General features: G+C 72.5%; 18 protein-coding genes. 5 read left to right on the forward strand and 13 right to left on the reverse strand.

The window, feature by feature from the left end; translation table 11 throughout:
* Positions 1–6 precede the first annotated feature (6 nt).
* Positions 7–1158, forward strand: a complete 1152-nt coding sequence (locus tag Q6348_RS12950) for an acyl-CoA dehydrogenase family protein (protein ID WP_304601691.1) — start codon at positions 7–9, stop codon at positions 1156–1158.
* 13 nt (positions 1159–1171) lie between these two features.
* Here Q6348_RS12950 and Q6348_RS12955 read toward each other — a convergent pair whose 3' ends face one another.
* Positions 1172–1984: an isoprenyl transferase gene (locus Q6348_RS12955; RefSeq protein WP_304601692.1), complete on the reverse strand. Its 813-nt coding sequence runs from the start codon at positions 1982–1984 to the stop codon at positions 1172–1174.
* Complete coding sequence (gene recO / locus Q6348_RS12960; protein WP_304601693.1) at positions 1981–2712, reverse strand: DNA repair protein RecO; 732 nt, start codon at positions 2710–2712, stop codon at positions 1981–1983. The genes Q6348_RS12955 and recO overlap by 4 nt, the downstream gene beginning before the upstream one ends.
* A gap of 474 nt (positions 2713–3186) precedes the next feature.
* Between recO and rsgA the strand changes: the two genes are divergently transcribed.
* Positions 3187–4176, forward strand: a complete 990-nt coding sequence (gene rsgA / locus Q6348_RS12965) for a ribosome small subunit-dependent GTPase A (RefSeq protein WP_304601694.1) — start codon at positions 3187–3189, stop codon at positions 4174–4176.
* A gap of 73 nt (positions 4177–4249) precedes the next feature.
* On the opposite strand, the gene Q6348_RS12970 is transcribed toward rsgA, so the two are convergent.
* The 8 genes from Q6348_RS12970 to Q6348_RS13005 form a co-directional block, all read right to left on the reverse strand.
* Complete coding sequence (locus tag Q6348_RS12970) at positions 4250–4774, reverse strand: hypothetical protein (RefSeq protein ID WP_304601695.1); 525 nt, start codon at positions 4772–4774, stop codon at positions 4250–4252.
* A 290-nt stretch (positions 4775–5064) separates the two neighbouring features.
* Complete coding sequence (gene leuA / locus Q6348_RS12975; RefSeq protein WP_304601696.1) at positions 5065–6825, reverse strand: 2-isopropylmalate synthase; 1761 nt, start codon at positions 6823–6825, stop codon at positions 5065–5067.
* A 154-nt stretch (positions 6826–6979) separates the two neighbouring features.
* Complete coding sequence (locus Q6348_RS12980) at positions 6980–8473, reverse strand: alpha/beta hydrolase family protein (protein ID WP_304601697.1); 1494 nt, start codon at positions 8471–8473, stop codon at positions 6980–6982.
* A 39-nt stretch (positions 8474–8512) separates the two neighbouring features.
* A complete protein-coding gene (era, locus tag Q6348_RS12985) occupies positions 8513–9472 on the reverse strand; it encodes a GTPase Era (protein WP_304601698.1) in 960 nt (319 codons plus the stop codon).
* A complete protein-coding gene (locus Q6348_RS12990) occupies positions 9469–10728 on the reverse strand; it encodes a hemolysin family protein (protein ID WP_304601699.1) in 1260 nt (419 codons plus the stop codon). The genes era and Q6348_RS12990 overlap by 4 nt, the downstream gene beginning before the upstream one ends.
* Positions 10725–11177 (reverse strand): rRNA maturation RNase YbeY, encoded by a 453-nt coding sequence (ybeY, locus tag Q6348_RS12995; RefSeq protein ID WP_304601700.1) that lies wholly within the window; start codon positions 11175–11177, stop codon positions 10725–10727. Before ybeY ends, Q6348_RS12990 begins: the two co-directional genes overlap by 4 nt.
* On the reverse strand, positions 11174–12160 hold the full coding sequence (locus Q6348_RS13000; protein WP_304601701.1) for a PhoH family protein: 987 nt from the start codon (positions 12158–12160) through the stop codon (positions 11174–11176). Before Q6348_RS13000 ends, ybeY begins: the two co-directional genes overlap by 4 nt.
* An 82-nt stretch (positions 12161–12242) precedes the next feature.
* Complete coding sequence (locus Q6348_RS13005) at positions 12243–12605, reverse strand: HIT domain-containing protein (protein WP_304601702.1); 363 nt, start codon at positions 12603–12605, stop codon at positions 12243–12245.
* Between the two features lie 70 nt (positions 12606–12675).
* Here Q6348_RS13005 and Q6348_RS13010 point away from each other — a divergent pair, with 70 nt between their 5' ends.
* A complete protein-coding gene (locus Q6348_RS13010) occupies positions 12676–13155 on the forward strand; it encodes a Gmad2 immunoglobulin-like domain-containing protein (protein WP_304601703.1) in 480 nt (159 codons plus the stop codon).
* Here the strand turns inward: Q6348_RS13010 and Q6348_RS13015 are convergent.
* The 3 genes from Q6348_RS13015 to hrcA are packed head-to-tail and all read right to left on the reverse strand — an operon-like array spanning position 13142 to position 16137.
* On the reverse strand, positions 13142–13927 hold the full coding sequence (locus Q6348_RS13015) for a 16S rRNA (uracil(1498)-N(3))-methyltransferase (protein ID WP_304601988.1): 786 nt from the start codon (positions 13925–13927) through the stop codon (positions 13142–13144). The two genes, Q6348_RS13010 and Q6348_RS13015, sit on opposite strands and share 14 nt — an antisense overlap.
* A gap of 6 nt (positions 13928–13933) precedes the next feature.
* Positions 13934–15070 (reverse strand): molecular chaperone DnaJ, encoded by a 1137-nt coding sequence (dnaJ, locus tag Q6348_RS13020; RefSeq protein ID WP_304601704.1) that lies wholly within the window; start codon positions 15068–15070, stop codon positions 13934–13936.
* Positions 15071–15117: 47 nt separating this feature from the next.
* Positions 15118–16137, reverse strand: coding sequence for a heat-inducible transcriptional repressor HrcA (hrcA, locus tag Q6348_RS13025; RefSeq protein ID WP_304601705.1), 1020 nt, complete (start codon positions 16135–16137; stop codon positions 15118–15120).
* 149 nt (positions 16138–16286) lie between these two features.
* Here hrcA and Q6348_RS13030 point away from each other — a divergent pair, with 149 nt between their 5' ends.
* The gene (locus Q6348_RS13030; protein ID WP_304601706.1) at positions 16287–17153 is read left to right on the forward strand and encodes a bifunctional helix-turn-helix transcriptional regulator/GNAT family N-acetyltransferase; all 867 of its coding nucleotides are present in this window, start codon (positions 16287–16289) and stop codon (positions 17151–17153) included.
* Between the two features lie 160 nt (positions 17154–17313).
* Positions 17314–18156: a DUF3097 domain-containing protein gene (locus Q6348_RS13035; RefSeq protein ID WP_304601707.1), complete on the forward strand. Its 843-nt coding sequence runs from the start codon at positions 17314–17316 to the stop codon at positions 18154–18156.
* Positions 18157–18231: the final 75 nt, after the last annotated feature.

An 18231-nucleotide genomic window follows, 5' to 3' on the forward strand; every position in this document is an offset into this window, starting at 1 on the left:
GGAACAGTGCCGTTCTTCGAGCAGGACCACGACGACTACCGCGAGACCGTGCGCGACTACATCGCGACCTGGGTCGAGGGCGCCTACGACCAGTGGGAGGCCGACGGGCTCATCGACCGGACGGTGTGGCCACCCGCCGCGGAGGCCGGGCTGGTCGCCCTGGACATCCCCGAGCAGTACGGCGGCATGGACCTGCACGACTGGCGGTTCCGGATGGTGGTGGCCGAGGAGCTCAACATGGCTGCCGCGCCCTCGTTGACGATCGCGTTCGCGGTGCACGACGACCTGGTGCTGCCCTACCTCCTCGACCTGGCCACCGACGAGCAGAAGGCGCGCTGGCTGCCGAAGATGGCGTCCGGCGAGTGGATCGGTGCGATCGGCATGACCGAGCCGGGTGCCGGCTCCGACCTCCAGGCCATCCGGACGACCGCCGTCCGCGACGGCGACGACTGGGTGCTCAACGGGCAGAAGACCTTCATCTCCAACGGCATGCAGGCCGACCTGGTGATAGTCGTGGCCAAGACCGACCCGGCCGCCGGCGCCCAGGGCTTCAGCCTGTTCGTCGTCGAGACCGGGATGCCCGGCTTCGAGCGCGGTCGCAAGCTCGACAAGCTGGGCCTGCACGCACAGGACACCGCAGAGCTGTTCTTCACCGACTGCCGCGTGCCCGGCGCGAATCTCCTCGGTGAGGCCGGCATGGGCTTCGCGTACCTCATGCAGCGCCTGCCCCGCGAGCGGCTGTCGATCGCCGTCGGCGCCTACGCGGGCTCGCGCGCGGCACTGCGCTGGGCCCAGGACTACGTCTTCGAGCGCAAGGCCTTCGGGCACCGGATCGGCGACTTCCAGAACACGCGGTTCGTGCTGGCCGAGGCCGAGACCGAGATCGACATCACCCAGGCCTACATCGAGCGGTGCGTGACCAGGCTCAACGAAGGCACGTTGACGACCATCGAGGCCTCGAAGGCCAAGTGGTGGGCCACCGAGCTCGAGGGCACGATCACCACGAAGATGCTGCAGCTGTTCGGCGGCTACGGGTACATGGAGGAGTACCCGATCGCCCGGGCCTACCGGGACTGCCGCGTCCAGACGATCTACGGGGGCACGACCGAGATCATGAAGGAGATCATCGGCCGCGACATCGCGGGCCGGTACCGCTGACTGCCCGGCCTCGTCAGGCGCCGTCGCCCGCCGCGCGGTCGACGGCGCCGCCGTAGCGCCGGTCCCTGCGCGCGTACGTCTCCACGGCGCGCCACAGGTGCCGGCGGTCCACGTCGGGCCAGTACTCCTCGAGGAACACCAGCTCGGCGTACGCGGCCTGCCAGATCATGAAGTTGCTCGTGCGCTGCTCGCCCGAGGTCCGCATGAACAGGTCGACGTCCGGCAGGTCCGGCTCGTCGAGGTACCGGGCCACTGTGCGCTCGTCGACCCGGTCGGGGTTGAGCCGGCCTGCGGCGACCTCGCGCGCGATCGCCCGGGCAGCATCGGCGATCTCCGCCCGGCCGCCGTAGTTGACGCACATCGTCAGCGTGCACACGTCGTTGTGCCGGGTGAGCTCCTCCGCGGTCTCGAGCTCGGCGATCACCGAGCGCCACAGCCGGGGTCGGCGCCCCGCCCACCGGACGCGGACTCCCCAGTCGTGCATCGTGTCCCGGCGGCGGCGCAGCACGTCCCGGTTGAACCCCATGAGGAACCGCACCTCGTCGGGCGAGCGCTTCCAGTTCTCGGTGCTGAACGCGTACGCCGAGATGTGCGTCACCCCGATCTCGATCGCACCGGCGACGACGTCCAGCAGCGCGGCCTCCCCCGCCGCGTGACCTGCTGTGCGGGGCAGACCGCGCTCGTTGGCCCACCGGCCGTTGCCGTCCATCACGATGGCGACATGGCGGGGCACGAACTCCGCAGGGATCCGGGGGGGCCGCGCACCGGACGGGTGCGGCGGCGGGGCGATCACCGGGTGGTCGCGGTGCGCTGGACGGCGGCTCATACCCGCTCGACCATCCGCAGCGAGCGCAGCCCGCGCTCGAGATGGAACTGGCTGTACGCGGCCACCAGACCGGCGGCCTCGCGGCGGTGGCGCTCGTCGCTCGCCTCCGCCACGGCCCAGTCGCCCGTCTGCAGTGCTGCCAGCAGCGCGAACGTCTGCGGCGCAGGCGAGGCCGACCCGGGTGGGCGGCACGTGGGGCACACCGCACCCCCGGAGCCCGCCGCGAAGGCGCCGTGCGGGCCTGGCCTGCCACACCGTGCGCAGTCGGTGAACGACGCCGCCCACCCCGCGACCGCCAGGGACCGCAGCAGGTAGGAGTCCAGCACCAGACCTGCCGGGTGAGCGCCCTCAGCGAGGGCCCGCACCGCTCCCACCAGCAGCAGGAACTGCTGGACCGCGGGCTCGTGCTCGGCGTCGACGAGCCGTTCAGCGGTCTCCAGCATCGCGGCGCCGGCGGTGTACAGGCCGTAGTCCGCACCGACCTTGCTGCCGTAGGAGGCGATGGACTCGGCCTGGGTGACGGTGTCCAGGCTCCGGCCGGTGTACAGCTGCACGTCGACCACCATGAACGGCTCGAGCCGCGCGCCGAACCGGGACGACGTGCGCCGCACGCCCTTCGCCACCGCCCGCACCTTGCCGTGCTGACGGGTGAGCAGCGTGACGATGCGGTCGGCCTCACCCAGCTGGTGGGTGCGCAGGACGATGCCCTCGTCGCGGTACAGGCTCACCGCACCATTGTCCCCCGGGCGCCGACACGCCCGCACGAGGCAGGGCCGTGGAGCGCCGGTTCACACGCACGGAACGCCGCCGACCCGCGGGGAAAAGCCCGTGACCCCGCGCGACGCACGCGGCTAGCGTGCGAACCGCACGGCCCGCCATCCGCGGGCCCGGCAGGGAAGGAGCACGTCATGTCGGTCATCCCGGGAGTCCACGCGCCCACGCACCCCTGCCCGCCGCAGCACTGAGACCACCGCCGGACACCCCGGCGCGGCGGGCCGACGAAAGGCCCACCGTTGTCCCACCAGCCCATGCCGCGTCCGGCGTCCTCGACGCGCAACCCTCCGGCGCGCCCGCCCCGGCGCACCCCGCGCCACCCGCTCCCGGGCCAGGCAGGACGCCTGGGCTGGGACGGACGCTGGCAGCACGTCTTGGACGGCCTGTCGACCGATCCCGACACGAATCTCGTCGCGCGCGTCACACGTGTGGACAAGCGCGCGTGCGGCGTCCTGCTGGCCGACGAGGCGCTGTCCCCCGCCACGGCGCGCTGGTCCCCCCGCCTCAGCCGCGCAGCCGACGAGGACCCCGCCGCGACGCCCGCCGCCGGCGACTGGGTGCTCCTCGCCCCGGGCGACCAGGACGGCGCTGCCTGGGTGCTCACCGAGGTGCTCCCCCGCCGGACAGCCGTCGAACGGCTGGGCGTGTCCGGCACGTCGCACACCCAGGTGCTGGCGGCCAACGCCGACGTCGTCGCCGTGGTCGCGGGCATGGTGCCCGACCTCGACCTGGGCCGCGTCGAACGGATGCTCGCACTCGCGTGGTCGTCAGGTGCGCGCCCGGTGGTCGTGCTCACCAAGGCCGACCTGCACCCCGACCCGGGCGCCGCGATCTCCCTCGTCGCCGCGAGCGCCGCGGGCTGCGACCTGCTCGCGGTGTCCGCACCGCTCGACGAGGGCCTCGACCCGCTGCGCGCCTGGCTCGCCGAGGGTGCGACGATCGCCCTGGTCGGGGCGTCCGGCGTCGGGAAGTCCACCCTGCTCAACGCGCTGCTCGGCGACGACGTCATGGCCACCCGCACCCTGGGCAACGAGGGCAAGGGGCGCCACACCACCGTCACGCGCGAGCTGCACCTTGCGCCCGGCGGCGGTGCCGTGCTCGACACCCCCGGCCTGCGCTCCGTGGGCCTGAGCGCTGACACGGGCCTGGACGACGTCTTCGCGGACGTCATCGACCTCGCGGACCGCTGCCGCTTCAACGACTGCGCCCACACGGTGGAACCTGGGTGCGCGGTGCTCGAGGCTGTCGAGACCGGTGCGCTGCCCCGACGGCGGCTCGACTCGTGGCGCGCCCTGCAACGCGAGGCCGCGTTCCAGGCCAGGCGCGCCGACGCCCGCCTCCAGGCTGCCTGGACCTCCGAGCGCAAGGCCCGCACCCGCGCCTACCGCGCCCGCCCCACCCACCCCCAAGGGTGGTGATCAAGGAACTCCTGCCCCCCACCCAGGCGTGATCAAGGAACTCCTGCTCGCCTCGCAGCGCGTCGGCCCGCCGTCAGCCCGGGGTCCGGATCCAGCCCGCCAGCGCGAGGTCGGTGTCCGTGCCGGCGATGAACTCCTGGTACTCCAGCCCTTCGTAGGCACCCTCGCCGACGTAGCGCACGCTGCCGTAGTTGTAGGGCGCGAGGCCCGGGGAGGTGGGCAACACCCCGACCAGGTCGAAGACGCCTGCTCCCGTGCCGGTCCAGGTACCTCCGCTGGTCGTGAGGCTCGCCGACTCGGTCACCCAGACCTGCCCCTGCTCCTCACCCAGGGCGAGCCACACCAAGGTGAGCTCCTCGGTCCCGCTGACGCGGGCGTCGGACAGGTCGTTCTGACAGACGAACCGCACCCTCGTGACGAGCGGGTCGCCCTCGGTGGCCGGCGAGTCCCAGGTGCAGTGCTGGGTTCCCGCCACCATCGTGGTCGTCTGCAGAAGTGCCACACCGTCGGCACTCGACGCCGATCCCTCGGCCTCTCCTGAGGCACAGGCCGTCAGCGCCAGCGCCAGTAGTGCCGGAACGACCAGGACGATCCGCATCAACCCACCCGCTTCCGGTCGGCACGATCCGTCTCGGGAACGGAGCCCGACACGGCGTCGCGAACGGCTCGGTGACACTTCCAGGCTAGGAAGACGGGCACGCGGGCTCCAGGGCCCTTTGGCCACCTCGTCGAGACACGCTCGACACTCGCCGGCCGACGGGCACCCCTGGACACCCCCGCGCGGGCAGGATTTCCTTGATCACCGCCACCTTGTGGACAGGACTTCCTTGATCACGCCTGAGTGGGGGGCAGGAATTCCTTGATCACCGTGTGTGTGGGAGGCGGGGGCTAGCGGTGGGCGCGGTTGACCGCGGAGATGATGGCCTTGAAGGACGCGGTCGTGATCGACGGGTCGATGCCCACCCCCCACAGCACCTGGTCACCCACGGCGCACTCGACGTACGCCGCGGCCGTGGCGTCGCCGCCGGTGGACAGGGCATGCTCGGCGTAGTCGAGCACCTCGACCGGCTGACCGAGCGCCGAGAGCGCCTGGACGAAGGCGTCGATCGGACCGGTGCCGTAGCCCTCGACCGTGACGTTCTCGCCACGGTCCACGAGGTCCACCTCGAGCCGCTCCGGCCCGTCCTCCTCGGCCGCAGAGCGCGAGCCGCGCAGCTGGAACCTGCCCCAGGGCTCCAGGCCGGAGCCCGGCTCCGCGGGAAGGTACTCGTCGGTGAACACCCGCCACAGGTCGTCCGCGGTGACCTCGGTGCCGGCCGTGTCGGTGTAGACCTGCACGGCGCGCGAGAACTCGATCTGCAGGCGGCGCGGCAGGTCCAGGTGCCGCTCGGCCTTCATCAGGTAGGCCATGCCACCCTTGCCCGACTGCGAGTTGACCCGGATCACCGCCTCGTACGAGCGCCCGACGTCCCGCGGGTCGATCGGCAGGTAGGGCACCGCCCAGGGAAGGTCCTCGACCTCCACGCCGGCAGCGACGGCCTTGGCGGCCATCGACTCGAAGCCCTTCTTGATGGCGTCCTGGTGGGATCCGGAGAAGGCGGTGTAGACCAGGTCGCCACCGTAGGGGTGGCGCTCGTTGACGGGCAGCTGGTTGCACCACTCGACGGTCCGCCGGACCTTGTCGATGTCGGAGAAGTCGATCTGCGGGTCGACGCCCTGGCTGGCCAGGTTCATGCCGAGGGTGACCAGGCAGACGTTGCCCGTGCGCTCCCCGTTGCCGAACAGGCACCCCTCGATCCGGTCGGCCCCGGCCAGGTAACCCAGCTCCGCGGCAGCGACCGCCGTGCCGCGGTCGTTGTGCGGGTGCAGGGACAGCACCACGTTCTCGCGGTGGTGCAGGTGCCGGCTCATCCACTCGATGGAGTCGGCGTAGACGTTGGGCGTGATCATCTCGACCGTCGCCGGCAGGTTGATGATCACGGGCTTGTCCGCGGTCGGCTCGAAGACGTCCAGCACCGCGTTGCACACCCGCACGGCGACCTCGAGCTCGGTGCCGGTGTAGGACTCCGGGGAGTACTCGTAGTACACGTCGGTGTCCGGGATCAGCTCCTCGTACTTCTTGCACAGGTGCGCGCCCGACACGGCGATGTCCAGGATCCCGTCCACGTCCGTGCGGAACACGACCTCGCGCTGCAGCACGCTGGTGGAGTTGTACAGGTGCACGATCGCCTGCTTGGCTCCCGCGATCGCCTCGTAGGTCCGCTCGATGAGGTGCTCGCGCGCCTGCGTGAGCACCTGGATGACGACGTCGTCGGGGATGTGCCCGTCCTCGATCAGGGTGCGGACGAAGTCGAAGTCCGTCTGCGAGGCGGACGGGAAGCCGACCTCGATCTCCTTGTAGCCCATCTCGACGAGCAGCTGGAACATCCGCAGCTTGCGCTCGGCGTTCATGGGCTCGATCAGGGCCTGGTTCCCGTCCCGCAGGTCCACCGCGCACCACCGGGGGGCCCGGGTGGCGCGCTTGGTGGGCCACGTGCGGTCGGGAAGGTCGACGGTGATCTGCTCGTGGAACGGGCGGTAGCGGTGCACCGGCATGCCGGACGGCTGCTGCGCGTTGCGCACGTTCGGAGCGTCAGGGGTGATGGTCATGAGGTCCTCGTCTGCGGTCTTCGGGTGACGGCCAGGGACGGCGAACCACCGCGACGAGGATCCGGCCTTAGAGGGCCTCGCCGCGGCGACCAAGGAGGAGGCTGCTCAGACGCACGGCGACACCATACCCCGATCCCTCGGCGACGTGCAGGGCTCAGAGCAGCGCCGGGAACACGTTCCAGTAGGCCAGCAGCGTCAGCAGCATCGCCGACCCCGTCAGCGATCCGATGAGGCACCACCGGCCCCCCACGGTGCGCGATGCGCGCACGTGCCTGCGTCGACGTCCGTCCAGCACGCGATAGGCGAGCACCACTCCGGCGACGACGCTGATCAGCCCGAGCAGCCGCACCAGCAGCCAGCCGCCCTGCACCACGAGCGCATTGGTGCGGTAGTTCTGCGCGAGGTTGGCCACGACCAGCAGATAGACCACGAACAGCGCGAACGACGACGCAGCGGAGACCGACATCACCGCGAGCGGCACCGGGACGCCCTCCGACAGGGCAGGGGTCCGGTGTCCCCGCAGCCGCCGGACGAGCCACGTCACGGGAGCCACGAGCAGGCTGATCCCGATGGTGACCAGGAGGGCGACCAGCATGTCGCCCTCGGCGTACCACCGCGGCCGCGCGACGGGGCTCGCGAGGAAGCGCTGGTGCGGCTCCGCACCGGCCACGCGTGGGTCGGCGTGCCCCGTGGCGGGCAGCCCCTGGATCCATGCGGCCATGTCCCGCAGGAAGTCCCGGTCGACCTTGCCGTCCACCTTGATCCCGTGATCGGCGCCCTTGTAGTAGCGGACCGTCCAGTCCGGGTTCCCTGCGGTCGAGACGTCGTCGATGATCTGCAGCGCGCCCTGCACGGTGGGCATCGCCGCGTCCCCGGTGCCGTAGACGATCAGCACGGGTTGCCGCATGCGCTGCTGGAAGGGCTCGACGTCGAAGTCGATGTACCCGAACCCGCCCCCCGGCAGCTCCATCCCGACGGTGCGCGGGATCGCCCGCAGCACCTCCACCGGCACGCCCGTGTTGCGCAGGTAGGAGTCGACGGCGAAGGCGGCCTGCTGACGAGGCGGCACCACGGGCGCGGCCGTGAGGATGGTGAACGCGACCCGGGGGTTGTCGGCCGCCATCACGGGGACGATCCAGCAGCCCTCGCTCTCACCGAACACGCCCACCCGGTCCGGGTCGACACCCGGGAGTCCGCGCAGCAGCTCCACGCTGCGCAGGTAGTCGTTGGCCATGGCCACGTAGTCGCGGTGCCGGGTGGTGTAGGTGTCCAGTCGCTTGTTCGGAACCATCGTGACGACACCGGCCGACGCGAGCGCGTGCGCCTGGGTCCGGAACGCCCGGGTGAACTTCCCGGTCCCGGCCCCGTGCACGAACACGACCCCGGGCCGCAGCCCTCGTGCCCCGACGGGCTCGCTGATCTGCGCCTCGACGCTCGCACCGTTGAGCCGGACCGTCACCACCGAGGTCACCACGTCGTAGGTACCGATCGGCTCGGTGCCCTGCGACTGGCCGATCGTGGTGTCCGGCGTCTCGACGTCGATGGTGGCCGTCATCGGCACCGGATCCCAGCCCGGTCCTGCCAACGCCCCGAGCGCCCCGAGCAGCACCACGGCGAGCGCACTGGTCAGGGCGATCCGGTAGCGCACCCCGGGAGTCTACTGAGCCGATGGGCGTGACCCGGACGCTCAGAAACCCAGCCGGCCGAGCTGCTTGGGGTCCCGCTGCCAGTCCCGGGCGACCTTCACGTGCAGGTCCAGGTTGACCTTGGAACCCAGCAACGCCTCGATGCCCCGCCGTGCGGTGGTCCCGACCTCGCGCAACCGCGAGCCACCGCGCCCGATCACGATCCCCTTCTGGCTGTCACGTTCGACGAACAGGTTCACCCGCACGTCGAGCAGCGGCGCGCGACCGTCCGAGCCGTCGCGGCCCTCCCGCGGGACGATCTCCTCGACGACCACGGCGAGCGAGTGCGGCAGCTCGTCGCGGACTCCCTCCAGGGCGGCCTCGCGCACGAGCTCGGCGACCATGACGGCCTCGGGCTCGTCGGTCAGCTCGCCGGCCGGGTACAGCGCGGGGCCCGGTGGGACGTGCCGCACCAGAACGTCGACCAGCGTGTCCACCTGGAACCCGTCCACGGCGCTGACGGGGACGATCTCGTCCCACTCGCCCAGCTGGTCGATCGCCACCAGGTGCTCGGCGAGCCGCTCACGACCCACGAGGTCGGCCTTGGTCGCCACCGCGACCACGGGTGTACCCGCGCCGCCGCGGCGCAGCTGCGCCAGGGACTCGGCGATGAACCGGTCCCCCGGTCCGACGCGCTGGTCGGCCGGCAGGCAGAAGACCACCGCGTCGACCTCGCCCAGCGTGGCCATCACCAGGTCGTTGAGGCGTTCGCCGAGCAGGGTGCGGGGCCGGTGCAGTCCGGGGGTGTCCACGAGCACGAGCTGCGCGTCCGGTCGGTGCACCACACCGCGGATCACGTGCCGGGTGGTCTGCGGGCGACCGGACGTGATCGCCACCTTCTCCCCGACCAGCGCGTTCGTCAGGGTCGACTTGCCGGCGTTGGGCCGGCCGACGATGCACACGAACCCGGAACGGTGCTCGGCGGGCTGCTCGGCGGTGCGGTCGGCGGGCTGCGGTGTCATCGGTGTCCCCTCGGTGTGGGTTCGCCGGGCGTCGGCGCGTGCGAGACCAGCAGGGTGGACAGCTGCTTGCGCCGCCCCTCCACCCGGTCCGCGACCAGCAGGAGCGGCCCGACCTGGGCCTTGGAGCCGGACAGCGGGACCTTGCCGAGGGCCTTGGCGAGCAGACCGCCCGCGGTGTCGACGTCCTCGTCCTCGAGCTCGAGGTCGAACAGCTCGCCCAGCTCGTCCACCGGCAACCGGGCGGGTACCCGGTACGTGCCGTCGCCCAGGTCCTCCACCTCCGGTGGTGTCCGGTCGTGCTCGTCGGTGAGCTCGCCGACGATCTCCTCCAGGGCGTCCTCGATCGTCACGAGCCCAGCGATGCCACCGAACTCGTCGACCACGAGCGCGAGATGGCTCGAGCCGTGCTGCATCTCGCGCAACAGCTCGTCCACCGGCTTGGACTCCGGCACGAACACGGCCGGCCGGGCAAGCGTGTCCACCGGCGCGTTGTCGCTGTCCGGCACGAGGTGGCGGTGCCGGACGAGGTCCTTGAGGTAGAGGACGCCCAGCACGTCGTCCACCGACTCACCGACCAGCGGCACGCGCGAGTACCCCGAGCGCAGGAACAGCGAGAGCGCCTTGCGGACGGGAGTACCGCGCGGCAGCGTGATCATCTCGGTCCGCGGCACCATGACCGCCCTGGTCAGCGTGTCGCCGAGCTCGAGGACGGACCGGAACAGCTCGCGGTCCTGGTCCTCGATCGAGTCGGACTCGCTGACCCGGTCGACCATGTCGCGCAGCTCCTCGTCGGACAGGTCGTGCTCCTGCTCCGCGGCACGCGAGACCCTCGCGAGGCCCACCACCCCGGCCGCCGCGACCAGCAGCGCCGACGAGGCCACCACCGCGCCACCGGGGTGGTGGCGTCCCACCCGCCGGGGCGCGAGCCGCACACCGAGCAGGGCGGCGACGAGCGCGACCGGCGCGGCGAGGAGCAGCACCTGCCACCACCGCCACCCGAACGTCGCGATCCCGAGCGTGAGGAGGACCGCGGCGAAGGCCTCCAGCGCGACCCGCACCGCGGCGGCGGCGTCAGCGGCCACCGGCGGGTCGGCCGCCAACCGCGCCACCCGCCGACCCGACGCGGTCGGCGTGGCGAGCTCGGCGAGCGCGTGCCGGCCGATGCGCCGCAGGCCAGCCTCTCCGGCGGACAGCCCGGCGGCGAGCAGGACGGCGACGAGCGCGGCCGCGAGGAGCCAGCCTCCTGGACCGCTCATCGCCCGGCGAGGAAGGTGAGCAGCAGGCGGCGCTGCAGCGCGAACATCTCCTTCTCCTCGTCCGGCTCGGCGTGGTCGTAGCCGAGCAGGTGCAGGATCCCGTGCGTGGTGAGCAGCAGCAGCTCCTCGGTCGTGGAGTGGCCGGCCTCGCGCGCCTGACGCGCGGCCACCTCCGGGCACAGCACCACGTCCCCCAGCAGACCAGGGGTGGGCACCTCGCCTTCGAGCGCCGGGCGCAGCTCGTCCATCGGGAACGACAGCACGTCGGTGGGACCCGGTTCGTCCATCCACCGCATGTGCAGGTCCGACATCACGTCCGAACCGACGAGCATGATGGACAGCTCGGCCTGCGGGTGCACCCGCATGGCGTCCAGCACGTGCCGCGCCAGGGCCGCGAACTCGGCCTCGTCGACGCTGACGCCGCTCTCGTTGTTGACCTCGATGCTCACCCTCGGCTCCGTGCGTCGAAGTGCGCGTACGCGTCGATGATCTCGCTGACCAGCCGGTGCCGGACGACGTCGGAGGACGTCAGCCGGCAGAACTGCACGTCGTCCACCCCCCCGAGGATCCCCTCGACCACGCGAAGGCCGGACGTCGTCGCCCCGGGCAGGTCCACCTGCGTGACGTCGCCGGTCACCACCATCTTCGAGCCGAATCCCAGCCGCGTGAGGAACATCTTCATCTGCTCGGTCGAGGTGTTCTGCGCCTCGTCGAGGATGATGAACGCGTCGTTGAGGGTGCGGCCGCGCATGTAGGCCAGCGGGGCGACCTCGACCGTGCCGGACTCCATGAGCCGCGGGATGGAGTCCGGGTCGACCATGTCGTGCAGGGCGTCGTACAGAGGCCGTAGGTACGGGTCGATCTTGTCCGCGAGCGTGCCGGGCAGGAAGCCCAGGCGCTCTCCTGCCTCCACGGCGGGACGGGTCAGGACGATGCGGTTCACCTGCTTGGACTGCAGTGCCTGCACCGCCTTGGCCATGGCGAGGTACGTCTTGCCCGTCCCGGCCGGCCCGATGCCGAAGGTGACCGTGTTCGCGTCGATGGCGTCGACGTAGGTCTTCTGCCCGACCGTCTTGGGCCGGATCGTGCGGCCGCGGCTGGACAGGATGTTCTGGGTGAGCACCTCGGCCGGGCGCGCGGTGGCTCCGCGCAGCATCTGCACCGACCGGGTCACCACGTCACGGTCCAGGGTCGCGCCCGACGTCGCGACCTCCAGCAGCTCGTCGAGCAGACGGCCCACGAGCGCGACGTCGCCCGGCGAGCCGTGCACCGTGACCACGTCGCCCCTGGCATGGATGCGGACGTCCGGGAAGCCGGCCTCGATGGCCCGCAGGACCTCGTCCCCCGGCCCCAGCAGTGCCAGGCTGAGATGCGAGGGGACCACGATGCGGTGCTCGACGCCAGAGGCGGAGCTGCGCGCTGGTGTGCTCATGGGTGGGGCCGGACGGCCCAGGTCCTCCTCGGTCCGCGGACCTCCCATAGTAGTCGTCCGCGCCGCACTGACCCGCGGGGCCTCAGGCGGGCGTCCAGCCCAACGACGCACCGGCGATCACGTGCCCGTGCACATGGAAGACCGACTGGCCGGCGTGCGTGCCGGTGTTGAAGATCAGCCGGAACTGACCGTCCGCCATCGACTCGGCCACCTCGTTCGCGGTCCGCACCACGTCGGCGAGCAGAGCGGGGTCGGCCGCCGCGAGCTGGGCGACGTCGGCGTGGTGGTCGCGAGGCGCCACCAGGACGTGGACGGGCGCCTGCGGCGCGATGTCCCGGAAAGCCACGACCGTGTCGGTGCTCGTCACCACCTCCGCGGGCACCTCGCCGGCGACGATCTTGCAGAACAGGCAGTCGGGTGACGTGAGCGGCGCTGTCGACGACATGCGGCCAGGCTAGACCTGACGTCGGGGTCCGCACCTGGGAGGATGGGAGGCACCGACCAGGAGGTGGTCCATGTACGTCCGCACCGCTCGTGCTCTCGGCGCTGCCGTCGCGCTCGCCGCAGGCCTGTCCCTGGCCGGCTGCGCCACGGGCAGCCAGGCGAGCTCGGAGACGCCCGCGTCCACCGCGTCGCCGAGCACGAGCGCGACCCCGACGGCCACCGCGACGGAGGGCCAGCCCGTGACCAACGGCTCCAACTCGCTGCTGACCCCGGGCGACGGTGCCACGGTCGTCGGACCGACGGTGACGGTGACCGGCGACGCGACGGCGTACGAGGGCAACCTCGCCTACGAGGTGGTGGACTCCTCGGGCGCGACGGTGGACCGCGGCTTCACGAACGGCGGGGCGAACGGAGAGGTCGGACCCTACGAGTTCGAGCTCACGCTCGACCCGGGCACCTACACCGTGCGCGTGTGGGAGCCCGGACAGGGTGAGAACGACTCCTCCGCGCCACCGCGCAACGAGGTGAGCGCCACCTTCACCGTGCGCTGACGTCCGACCGGCCGGGCGTCGCCCAGCGGCCCAGCCGCTCGCACACCAGGGCGGCGGCCACCGGTCCCGCCGTCGAGGTCCGCAGCACGTGCGGCCCCAGCCGCACCGGGCGCGCCCCGGCCCGCACGAGGTCGGCGAGCTCGACATCGTCGATGCCCCCTTCGGGGCCGACCACGAGCAGGACGTCACCGGAGGTGGGCAGGCCGACCGCCGACAGCGGTTCAACGGCCTCCTCGTGCAGCACGAGGGCGGCGCCTGCGGCGTCAACGGTGGCCGCGACCCGCTCGGCCAGCCCGGTGGTGGTCACCGCCTCAGCGACCTCCGGCAGACGCGCCCTCCGGGACTGCTTGGTCGCTGCCCGCACGGTGGCGATCCACTTGGCCCGGCTGCGCGCCGCCCGGTCCCCGCGCCACACCACGATGGACCGCTGCGCCTGCCACGGGATCACGCCGTCGACGCCGACCTCCGTCGCGGCCTCGATCGCGCGCTCGTCCCGATCGCCCTTGGCCAGGGCCTGCGCGAGGAGCACGCGCACCGCGGGCTCCGGCTCCACGAGCCTGGCACGCACCTCGAGATCCAGCACGCCCGGTTCCACGTGCGTGATCGCGCAGCGCAGCCGAACCCCGGCGCCGTCGACGACGTCGACCAGGTCGCCGACCCGGCGGCGCTGGACCACGCCGGCGTGCCGCGCCTCGGCGCCCTCGAGCCGGTAGGCCTGGCCGGGCTCGTGGCCCAGCGTGCCGGCGGCGGCCAGGAAGACCGGTGCGCTCAGCTCAGCTCACCGGCCCGCGAGCTTCTCGCGCAGCCGGGCGAAGACACCCGAGTGCGCCGGGGCGAGCCTGGACGCCGGGCGCTCCTCGCCACGCGCCGCTGCCAGCTCCCGGAGCAGACGTTCCTGCTCCTCGTCCAGTGCCGTGGGGACCTGGACCGCGACGTGCACGTGCAGGTCACCACGGCCGTCGACGTGCAGCCGGCCGACGCCCAGCCCACGCTGCACCAGGACCTCGCCCGGCTGGGTCCCGGGACGCACGTCGACCTCCCGCGGACCGTCCAGGGTCTCCAGCTGGACGACCGTGCCCAGCGCGGCCGCCGTCATGGGCAGCTCGAGCGTGCAGTGCAGGTCGTCCCCGTCCCGGATGAACACGTCGTGAGGGCGCTCACGGACCTCGAGGTAGACGTCCCCGGGCGGGCCACCGGCCGGGCCCACCTCGCCCTGCCCCGTGAGCCGGATCCGGGTGCCGGTCTCCACGCCCGCGGGCACGTCCACGGTGAGCGTGCGACGGCTGCGCACCCGTCCCTCGCCCGAGCACTCGGGGCACGGGTCCGGGATCACGGTGCCGAAGCCGTGGCACGCCGCGCACGGGCTGCTGGTCATGACCTGGCCGAGGAACGAGCGTGCGACCCGCTGGACCACTCCGCGGCCGCCGCACACCTCGCACGTTCGGGGGCTGGTGCCCGGGCGGCAGCACGAGCCGGAGCACGTGGGGCAGACCACCGCGGTCTCGACCGTGATCTCCCGGTGCGCGCCGAACACGGCCTCCGCGAGGTCCAGCTCGAGCCGGACCAGGGCGTCCTGGCCGCGCCGCGAGCGTGGCACCGGACCGCGCTGGGACGCTCCGCCCTGCGCGGCGCCGAAGAACGTCTCGAAGATGTCCTGGAAGCCGAACCCGGCACCGAAGCCGGCGCCGCCGCCTCCCGGCGCGGTCGGGTCGACGCCGCGGTCGTACATCTCGCGCTTCTCCGGGTTGGAGAGCACCTCGTACGCGCGCGAGACGTCCTTGAACTTCTCGGCGGCGCCGTCCCCGTGCGCCACGTCGGGGTGCAGCTCGCGTGCGAGCTTGCGGTAGGCCTTCTTGATCTGCTCCGGGGTGGCGTCACGCGGCACCCCGAGGATCGCGTAGTAGTCGCTGCTCACTCGTCCCTCTCAGGCGTTGCCCACGGTGGGCGTCAACACGGCGGCCGTCATCCGGCGAGGATCCTGGACAGGTACCTGGCGACCGCGCGCACCGACGCGATCGTGCCGGCGTAGTCCATCCGGGTCGGGCCCAGGGCACCGATCCGGGCGACGGTCTCGCCGTCGGCACCGTACCCCGCCGCGACGATCGAGGCCTCTGCGAGGCCGACATGGGTGTTCTCGTGACCGATGCGCACCGCCACGTCGACGGTGTCCTCGGCCATCTCGGTGAGCAGGCGCAGCAGGACGACCTGCTCCTCGAGCGCCTCGATCACCGGGCGTACCGTGCCTGGGAAGTCCCGGTCGGCCCGCAGCAGGTTGGAGGTGCCGGCCATCACGACCCGCTCCTCGGTGGTCTCGGCGAGCGTGTCGCGCACCACGTCGGCCACCGCCCGGACGGCGCCACGCTCCCCGACCGCGAAGGCCTCGACGACCTGGGACAGGGGGACGTCGAGCTCGCTGAGCCGACGGCCCGCGGCGCTGACGTTCAAGCGGGCCCGCAGCTCCGGCACGAGGTCTTCGGCCACGGGTTCGTCGAGCTCGACGATCCGCTGCTCCACCCGGCCGGTCTCCGTGATGATCACCACCAGGATGCGGCGGTCCTCGAGCGGCACGAGCTCGACGTGCCTCAGGGCGGACCGCGCCAGCGAGGGGTACTGCACCACGGCGACCTGGTGGGTGAGCTGGGAGAGCAGCCGCACGGACCGGTCGACGACGTCGTCCAGGTCCACGGCGTCGGCGAGGAACGTGGCGATCGCCCGGCGCTCGGCGGCGGACAGCGGCTTGACGGAGGACAGCCGGTCGACGAAGAGCCGGTAGCCCTTGTCCGTGGGGACGCGACCGGCCGAGGTGTGCGGCTGGGCGATGTAGCCCGCCTCCTCCAGCACGGCCATGTCGTTGCGGATGGTCGCGGGCGAGACGTCCAGGGCGTGCCGCTCGACGAGGGCGCGCGAGCCGACCGGCTCGTTGGTCGTCACATAGTCCTCGACGATCGCGCGCAGGACGTCGAGCCGACGGTCGTCGCTCATCCGGCCTCCTCTCGCACGTCCGACGGCGGTGGCACTCGCCACCACCGAGTGCTAATCCCTCATCGTACGACGGCCCACCACGGTGCAGCACCAGGGGCCCGGTCCGCGTGCTCGACGCCTCGCTCTTTCGCTGACTAGAGTCAGCGACCGTGCACCAGGATGACGGCATCACTGCGACCCTGCGGCGCTTCAACCGCACCTACACCCAGCGGATCGGCGCCCTCGAGGAGTCGTTCCTGGGGACCGGCCGCCCGCTGGGCGTGTCCCGGGTGCTGTACGAGATCGGCCTGCACGGCGCCGGGGTTGGCGTGCTGCGGGACCGCCTGGACCTCGACTCCGGCTACCTCAGCCGGGTGCTCTCGCGACTCGAGCAGGACGGGCTCGTGCGGCTACGGCCGGACCCCGGCGACGGCCGTCGGCGCCTGGCGGAGCTCACCCGGAGCGGCCGGCAGGCGTGGCACGAGCTCGAGTCCCGCTCCGAGGACCTCGCGACGCGCCTGGTCGATCCCCTCAGCCCGCGGCAACGCGAGCGCCTGGCCGACGCCCTGGCCACCGCGGACCTGCTGGTCAGGGCAGCGACGGTGGCGCTGCGCGAGGTGCCCGACTCCGACCCCGCGGTGCGCGACGCAGCCGGGCGCTACGTCGCGGAGCTCGCCCGGAGGTTCCCGCGGGGCTTCGCGCTCGACGCGCTCGACACCGGCCGGTATGTGCTGGCCACGTCCGACGGCGAACCCGTGGCCCTGGGGGGGCTCCGCGAGCTCGCCGACCCGGGCACCGCCGAGATCAAGCGCATGTGGGTGCACCCCGCCTGGCGCGGTGCCGGGCTGGGGTCCCGCATGCTGCGGCACCTGGAGACCATGGCGGCCGCGGCGGGTCACGACCGCGTCGTGCTCGACACCAACGGCACGCTGGTCGAGGCGATCGCGATGTATGAGCGGGCCGGCTACCACCGGGTCGAGCGCTACAACGACAACCCGTACGCCGAGCTCTTCTTCGCCAAGACCCTGCACTCCTGACCTCACCCCCGCCGAGCGGTGTGCTCCCGGCCGAGTGGCGCACCTGCAGGCACCGCTCTCGACGGGATGTGCGCCGGTCGCGGGCGCGCGCCCGGCGCGCCACAGCGAAGGGGGGTCCGGGTCGGGGGATCATGCCGGGGAGCTGCGGGAGGAGACGGCGATGGACAGGTACGGACGCGACGTGCTCGCGGGCCCGCGGACGCCCGCGAGGCCGACGTCGCGACCGGTGCCCGCGGAACGCGACCTGGTGGTCGAGGAGGTCACCACCGGCTGGGTCGGCGCGGTGGTTCGCGTGGAGCGGTCCGGCGGCATGCGTGTGGTCGTGCTCGAGGACCGCAAGGGCCGGACGCGGACCTTTCCGCTGGGGCCGGGCTTCTGGGTCGACGGGGAACCGGTCGAGCTCGTCCCGCCCGTGGCAGCGCCCGCGCCGGCCGTCCCGACCCGGACCGCGTCCGGGTCCCGCGCCGTGCCGCACGCCACCGCGCGGGTGGCACGCGACAGCCGGATCTGGGTCGAGGGCCGGCACGACGCCGAGCTCGTCGAGCAGGTGTGGGGCGAGGACCTCCGCCTCGAGGGCGTCGTGGTCGAGATGCTGAACGGCGTGGACGACCTGGCCGCCGAGGTCGCACGCTTCGCGCCGAGTGCGGGACGCCGCCTTGGCGTGCTCGTGGACCACCTGGTACCCGGCAGCAAGGAGTCCCGGATCGCCGAGGCCGCGGTCCGTGGCGCGCCGGCCGGGACGGTGCTGGTGCTGGGTCACCCATACGTCGACGTCTGGCAGGCCGTGAAGCCGGAGCGCCTCGGGCTCGGCCGGTGGCCCGACATCCCCCGTGGCACACCGTGGAAGGAGGGCATCCTCGCGGCGCTCGGCTGGCCGCACGCCGACCAGGCCGACGTGGCGACGGGCTGGCGCCGCATCCGCGGCGCCGTACGCGACTACCGTGACCTGGAGCCGAGCCTGCTCGGCCGGATGGAGGAGCTCATCGACTTCGTCACGAGCTGAGCCGACGCAGCCAGCGTCGAGCACGTACCGGACGACGAGGGGCCCGGGAGCGGACGCTCCCGGGCCCCCAGCAGA

The sequence above is a fragment of the Actinotalea lenta genome, from assembly GCF_030586465.1.
In the GTDB taxonomy this organism is placed as follows: domain Bacteria; phylum Actinomycetota; class Actinomycetes; order Actinomycetales; family Cellulomonadaceae; genus Actinotalea; species Actinotalea lenta.

Excerpts from the sequence above, each read along its gene's own strand:
- Q6348_RS13000 (WP_304601701.1), bottom strand. The coding sequence starts at position 12,160 with ATGAGCACACCAGCGCGCAGCTCCGCCTCTGGCGTCGAGCACCGCATC.
- Q6348_RS13035 (WP_304601707.1), top strand. The coding sequence starts at position 17,314 with ATGGACAGGTACGGACGCGACGTGCTCGCGGGCCCGCGGACGCCCGCG.
- leuA (WP_304601696.1), bottom strand. The coding sequence starts at position 6,825 with ATGACCATCACCCCTGACGCTCCGAACGTGCGCAACGCGCAGCAGCCG.
- Q6348_RS13010 (WP_304601703.1), top strand. The coding sequence starts at position 12,676 with ATGTACGTCCGCACCGCTCGTGCTCTCGGCGCTGCCGTCGCGCTCGCC.
- Q6348_RS12990 (WP_304601699.1), bottom strand. The coding sequence starts at position 10,728 with ATGAGCGGTCCAGGAGGCTGGCTCCTCGCGGCCGCGCTCGTCGCCGTC.
- Q6348_RS13005 (WP_304601702.1), bottom strand. The coding sequence starts at position 12,605 with ATGTCGTCGACAGCGCCGCTCACGTCACCCGACTGCCTGTTCTGCAAG.
- era (WP_304601698.1), bottom strand. The coding sequence starts at position 9,472 with ATGACACCGCAGCCCGCCGACCGCACCGCCGAGCAGCCCGCCGAGCAC.
- Q6348_RS12955 (WP_304601692.1), bottom strand. The coding sequence starts at position 1,984 with ATGAGCCGCCGTCCAGCGCACCGCGACCACCCGGTGATCGCCCCGCCG.
- Q6348_RS12970 (WP_304601695.1), bottom strand. The coding sequence starts at position 4,774 with ATGCGGATCGTCCTGGTCGTTCCGGCACTACTGGCGCTGGCGCTGACG.
- hrcA (WP_304601705.1), bottom strand. The coding sequence starts at position 16,137 with ATGAGCGACGACCGTCGGCTCGACGTCCTGCGCGCGATCGTCGAGGAC.